This window comes from Streptomyces swartbergensis (genome assembly GCF_002148965.1).
Lineage (GTDB): Bacteria > Actinomycetota > Actinomycetes > Streptomycetales > Streptomycetaceae > Streptomyces > Streptomyces swartbergensis.
The window spans coordinates 1-5555 of record NZ_NGFN01000466.1 but is presented as its reverse complement, the minus strand read 5'-3'; the positions used below and the strand labels follow the sequence as shown (position 1 = coordinate 5555).

The 5555-nt window shown below is 72.5% G+C and carries 4 protein-coding genes; 2 read left to right on the top strand and 2 right to left on the bottom strand.

The window, feature by feature from the left end; genetic code table 11:
- Positions 1–749 (bottom strand): AMP-binding protein (locus tag CA983_RS40030; protein WP_143645716.1); only part of this gene is annotated, 749 nt, incomplete at its 3' end.
- A gap of 337 nt (positions 750–1086) precedes the next feature.
- On the opposite strand from CA983_RS40030, the gene CA983_RS40025 reads away from it, so the two are divergent.
- Complete coding sequence (locus CA983_RS40025; protein ID WP_086605601.1) at positions 1087–3366, top strand: molybdopterin oxidoreductase family protein; 2280 nt, start codon at positions 1087–1089, stop codon at positions 3364–3366.
- A gap of 25 nt (positions 3367–3391) precedes the next feature.
- On the opposite strand, the gene CA983_RS40020 is transcribed toward CA983_RS40025, so the two are convergent.
- The gene (locus CA983_RS40020; protein ID WP_086605600.1) at positions 3392–5038 is read right to left on the bottom strand and encodes a M4 family metallopeptidase; all 1647 of its coding nucleotides are present in this window, start codon (positions 5036–5038) and stop codon (positions 3392–3394) included.
- 139 nt (positions 5039–5177) lie between these two features.
- On the opposite strand from CA983_RS40020, the gene CA983_RS40015 reads away from it, so the two are divergent.
- Positions 5178–5555 (top strand): gamma-glutamylcyclotransferase family protein (locus CA983_RS40015; RefSeq protein WP_107500336.1); only part of this gene is annotated, 378 nt, incomplete at its 3' end.

Here is a 5555-nt window from a genome sequence, read left to right as displayed (position 1 = left end):
GTGCGGGCCGCCGCGGCGATGTCCTTGCCGCGGATGACGAGGGTGCCGCCGTGGGCGAGGCAGCCCAGGATCTCCCAGGCGGCCATGTCGAAGGCGATGTTGAGGAGCTGGGCGACCCGGTCGCCGGGGCGGATGCCGAGGCCGCCCGGCTCGGTGAGCAGGATGTTGGCGACGTTGCGGTGGGTGACCTTCACGCCGTTGGGGCGGCCGGTGGTGCCGGAGGTGAACAGGACGTAAGCGCCGTCGTCGCCGGTGACGCGCGGGCGCGGGGCCGGGGCGTACGGCTGCGGCTCGTCGAGCGCGAGCAGCAGGTGGCCGTCCGGCAGCGGTACGCGGTGGGCGTGTTCGGCGACCGTGAGGACGACCCGGGTCCGGGCGGTGCGGATGACGTGGGTGAGCTGGGCCGGGGGTGCGAGGCCGATGTCCTGCGGGACGTAGGCGGCGCCGGCCTTCAGGATGCCGAGCAGGCCGACGAGCATCGGGATCGAGCGGCGGACGAACAGGCCGACGTGGTCGCCGGGGCGTACGCCCTCGCGGACGAGGCGGGCGGCGAGGGCGTCGGCGTAGCGGTCGAGCTCGCCGTAGGTGAGGGCCGCGCCCTGGTGTTCGGCGGCCGGGGCGTGCGGGGTGGCCGCGGCGTGCCGGGCGACGGCGTGGTGCAGGAGCGGGTCGGGGACGGGGACGGTGGGGCCCCGGCCGTACTGCCGGAACAGCTGTCGGTCATGGGGGGTCAGATGGCGCAGGGGCATGATCGGTTGGCCTCCTGGCTGTTTCGAGTGTGGGAGTCGAACGCCGTTCGGAGTCGTGCGAGCGCTGCGCGTAGCGAGAGCGTAGTGGCGCTGATTCAACTCTCAACGATGTCGGATCAGCCAAGAAAGGAGAGCAATGAGCCACATGTGGCGTTTTTCATCACATCGGCAACGTCCGTGCCGGTCGGCGGCGACCTGAAGGCGGGCAGGCGTATGCCTCACGCGGGTCGGCCTGTGCGTGCCTCACGCGGGAGCGGCGGCGGCGGGGAGGTTGCCGTCCCTGCCGCGTAACAGGGAACCGTCGCGGGCGTAACACGGCCGAAGCACGCTGAACGGTATGCAGACCACCGCCACGCCCACGCACTGCCCGTACTGCGCCTTGCAGTGCGGGATGAACCTGACGCCCGCGCCGGACGGGACCGTCGAGGTGAGCGAGCGTACGGACTTCCCGGTGAACCGGGGCGCGCTGTGCGGCAAGGGCCGTACGGCGCCTGCGGTGCTGGCCTCGAACGTGCGCCTGACGTCACCCCTGGTGCGCGAAGGCGGCACGCTGGTGCCGGCCTCCTGGGACGAGGCGCTGGACCGGATCGCCGAGGGGCTGCGCCGGACGCGCGCGGAGTACGGGCCGGACGCGGTCGGGGTGTTCGGCGGGGGCGGTCTGACGAACGAGAAGGCGTACACGCTCGGCAAGTTCGCGCGGGTCGTGCTGGGCACGTCCCAGATCGACTACAACGGCCGTTTCTGCATGTCGTCGGCCGCGGCGGCCGGTATCAAGGCGTTCGGCCTCGACCGGGGGCTGCCCTTCCCGCTGGAGGACATCCCGAAGTCGGGCTGCGTGATCCTCGTCGGGTCGAACCTCGCGGAGACCATGCCGCCGTCCCTGCGTTTCTTCACCGAGCTGAAGGAGAACGGCGGCACGCTGATCGTCATCGACCCGCGCCGCACGAAGACCGCCGAGCAGGCGGACCTGCACCTGGCGCCCCGGCCGGGCACGGACCTGGCGCTCGCCCTGGGCCTGCTGCACCTGGTGATCGCCGAGGGGCGGGTGGACGAGGAGTACGTCCGGGAGCGGACCGTGGGCTGGGAGGACGCCCGGGCCGCCGCGATGGCGCACTGGCCGGAGTACGTGGAGCGGATCACGGGGGTGTCCGTCCCCGAACTGCGGGAGACGGTACGGATGTTCTGCGAGCCCGAGTCGGCGATGGTGCTCACGGCACGCGGGCCCGAGCAGCAGTCCAAGGGCACCGACACGGTGGGCGCGTGGATCAACCTGTGCCTGGCGACCGGCCGGGCGGGCCGCCCGCTGTCCGGGTACGGCTGCCTGACCGGGCAGGGCAACGGGCAGGGCGGCCGCGAACACGGCCAGAAGGCCGACCAGTTGCCGGGCTACCGCAAGCTCGACGACCCGGAGGCGCGGCGGCACGTCGCCGACGTGTGGGGCGTGGACCCGGACTCGCTGCCCGGCCCGGGGCGCAGTGCGTACGAGCTGCTGGACGCGCTGGGCACCGAGATCAAATCCCTGCTGCTGATGGCGTCCAACCCGGTGGTGTCGGCGCCGCGTGCCGCACATGTCGAGGAGCGCATCAAGTCCCTGGACTTCCTTGCCGTGTGTGACGTGGTGCTGTCGGAGACGGCGGCGCTCGCGGACGTCGTCCTGCCGGTCACCCAGTGGGCCGAGGAGACGGGCACGACGACCAACCTGGAGGGCCGCGTGCTGCTGCGGCGCCAGGCCATCACCCCGCCCGAGGGCATCCGCAGCGACCTTGAAGTCATGCACGAGCTGGCCGCGCGCCTGGGCGTGGAGAAGGGCTTCCCGACCGACCCGGAGGAGATCTTCGAGGAACTCCGCCGGGCGAGCGCGGGCGGCCCCGCGGACTACTCGGGGATCACGTATCGCAGGCTGGTGGAGGAGWACGGGGTGTTCTGGCCCTGCCCGGCGGTGGAGCCGGAGGGCCTGACGGGGGACCAGGACGGGGCGGGTGGCCCCGGCGCGCAACGGGGCGCGGCGGGCCGCCCGGCCTCCACGGGGGACACGGCGGCCTCCACGGGGGACACGCCGGTCTCCACGGGGGATATGCCGGTCTCCACGGCGGACGCGCCGGCCTCCACAGGAGACACGCCGGCCTCCACGGGAGACACGGCGGACCGTGCCCACCCGGGCACCCCGCGCCTCTTCCTCGACCGTTTCGCCACCCCCGACGGACGCGCCCGCTTCGTCCCCGTCTCGCACCGGGCCATCGCCGAGGAACCGGACGACGAGTACCCCGTGCTGCTCACCACCGGGCGGGTCGTGGCGCAGTACCAGTCCGGGGCGCAGACCCGGCGGGTGGCGGAGCTGAACGCCGCCGCGCCCGGGCCGTTCGTGGAGTTGCACCCGCGGCTGGCGGCCCGGCTCGGGGCGGCCGAGGGCGATCCGGTGGCCGTCGTGTCCCGGCGGGGCCGGGCCGTGGCGCCCGCCCGGATCACGGACACCATCCGCCCCGACACGGTCTTCATGCCGTTCCACTGGCCGGGCGAGGGCCGCGCCAACTCCCTCACCAACCCCGCGCTCGACCCGACGTCCCGGATGCCGGAGTTCAAGGCGTGCGCGGTGCGGCTGGAGACGGTGCGGCCCTAAGTCCCCTTGTCCGTACTCGCGCGGCTCATTCCACGTTGACCGCGCTCCAGGCCGCCGCCACGGCCTTCTGCTCCACGCTGCCGCTGCCGTAGAGGTCCTTCGCCGCGTTCAGGGTCGCCGTACGGGCGCCCGCGTAGTCCGTCGAGGACGTCATGTAGACCGTCAGGGCGCGGTACCAGATCTTGCCGAGCCCGGCCCGGCCGATGCCGTTCACCGTGGAGCCGTCGCAGGTCGGGGAGTTGTGGCGGACGCCGTTGATCGTCTGCGCGCCGCTGCCCTCCGCGAGCAGGTAGGCGAAGTGGTTGCCGACGCCCGAGGAGTAGTGCACGTCCAGGTCGGCCAGGCCCTCGCTCCAGCAGTCGGCGGACTTCCCGTCCTTCGACGGTTGGTCCATGCGGCGCAGGGCCTCCCGGCCGAGCCCGGAGCGGACGACCTTCTCGCCGATGAGCCAGTCACCGGGATCCTCGGCGTTGTCCGCGTAGAACTCCACCAGTGTGCCGAAGATGTCCGACGTGGCCTCGTTCAGGCCGCCGGGCTCGCCCGAGTACGTCAGCGCCGCCGTCTTCGACGTCACGCCGTGGGACATCTCGTGCCCGGCCACGTCCAGCGACACCAGCGGTCCGAGCTGCTTGCCGTCGCCGTCGCCGTACGTCATGCAGAAGCAGTTGTCGTCCCAGAAGGCGTTGTTGTAGTCCTTGCCGTAGTGGACGCGGTTGTACGAGCCCTTGCCGTCGCCGGCGATGCCGTTGCGGCCGTGCAGGTTCTTGAAGTAGTCCCAGGTGACGTCCGTGCCGTACTGGGCGTCCACCGCCACCGTCGCGCGGTCGGAGTCCGCGCCCGTGGCCCAGTGGTTGTCGGCGTCCGAGAAGACCGTCGCGGGGGCGCGGGTCAGGCAGATGGTCAGCAGGCACTGGTCCGTCTTGTTCGCCGCGTCGCCCGTGTACGTGCCGCCCCGGGTGGCGTCCTTCAGCCTGTACGACGACCCGGACTTGGTCGTCTGAAGCGGAACCGTGCCGCCGTAGAGGGACTCGCCGTCGCCCGACGCCGATTCCAGGGTGTCCCAGGCGTCGATCCGGTCGCCGGTCGTCGCGTCGGTCAGCACCGTGCGCCCGACCGGGTTGCCGAGCCCGTCGTGCGCCACCGCGTCGGTCTGCCAGGCCAGTTTCGGGGCGCCGTGCAGGGCGTCGACGACCAGCCGCGGCTTGGCGGTCAGCTTCTTCAGGGTCTCGCCGAGGTGCGCGGCGCGCAGCAGGCTCGCGGCGAGGTCGGCGGCCTTGGGTGCGGTCACCTTCGGGGTGACGCTGTCGAGGGAGAGCGCGGACTTCGTCGCCCGGCTCGCGCCGCGGTAGGTGCCGTCCGGGTTCAGGTGGAGTACGAAGTCACCGCCCAGGACCGGGAGTCGGTGGTACGTGCGGTCGTAGCGGACGTGCCGGGTGCCGTCCTCGTCGACGACCACGTCGCGGACCTTCGTCTCCTGGGCCGGAGTGAGGCCCAGTTCCGCGGCCCGGTCGGAGAGGACCGTCCCGGCGCTCTCGATCGCGTCGGACCGGGTCGGCCGGTCCTCAGCCAGGGCGGTGGGTGAGAGCGCGGCGGCCAGCAGGGCGGCGGTGCCGGTGACGGCCATGCCTGCGATGACGGGACGGGACCCTCGGACGTGACGTATCCGACTCATCGGTCTCCTCATACGGGCGCACCCGGTCGCGTGGGGACGACCGGGTGCGGCGTTGATATCGACCGCGAGTCAAGTCGGCCCGGACATGTCATGTCCATAGGCCCGGTGTGCAGGTGTGTGAGGGTGGAGAATCGTTCCTGTGACCCTGCCCTTCTTCGTCTACGGCACCCTCCGCCCCGGTGAGGTCAACCACGACCTCTTCCTGCGCGGCCGCACCCGCTCCGAGGTACCGGGGCGGCTCTCGGGCGCTGTGCTGTACGAGGGGCCGGGTTATCCCTACGCGGTCGAGGAGCCGGGCGGCGGGGTCGTGTGCGGGGAGCTGGTGACCGCGCACCCCGAGACCTACGCGGAGCTGCTCGCCGAGCTGGACCGGCTGGAGGACTACGTGCCGGGCGACCCGCGCAGCCTGTACGAACGCGTCGAGCGGAAGGTCGTACGCGACGCGGACGGGGCGGTTGTCCGGGCCTGGGTGTACGTCGCCGCGCCCGCCGTCGCCGCACGGCTCCGGGCCCGGGGG

Coding starts and splice junctions, on each gene's coding strand:
- CA983_RS40020 (WP_086605600.1), bottom strand. CDS start 5,038: ATGAGTCGGATACGTCACGTCCGAGGGTCCCGTCCCGTCATCGCAGGC.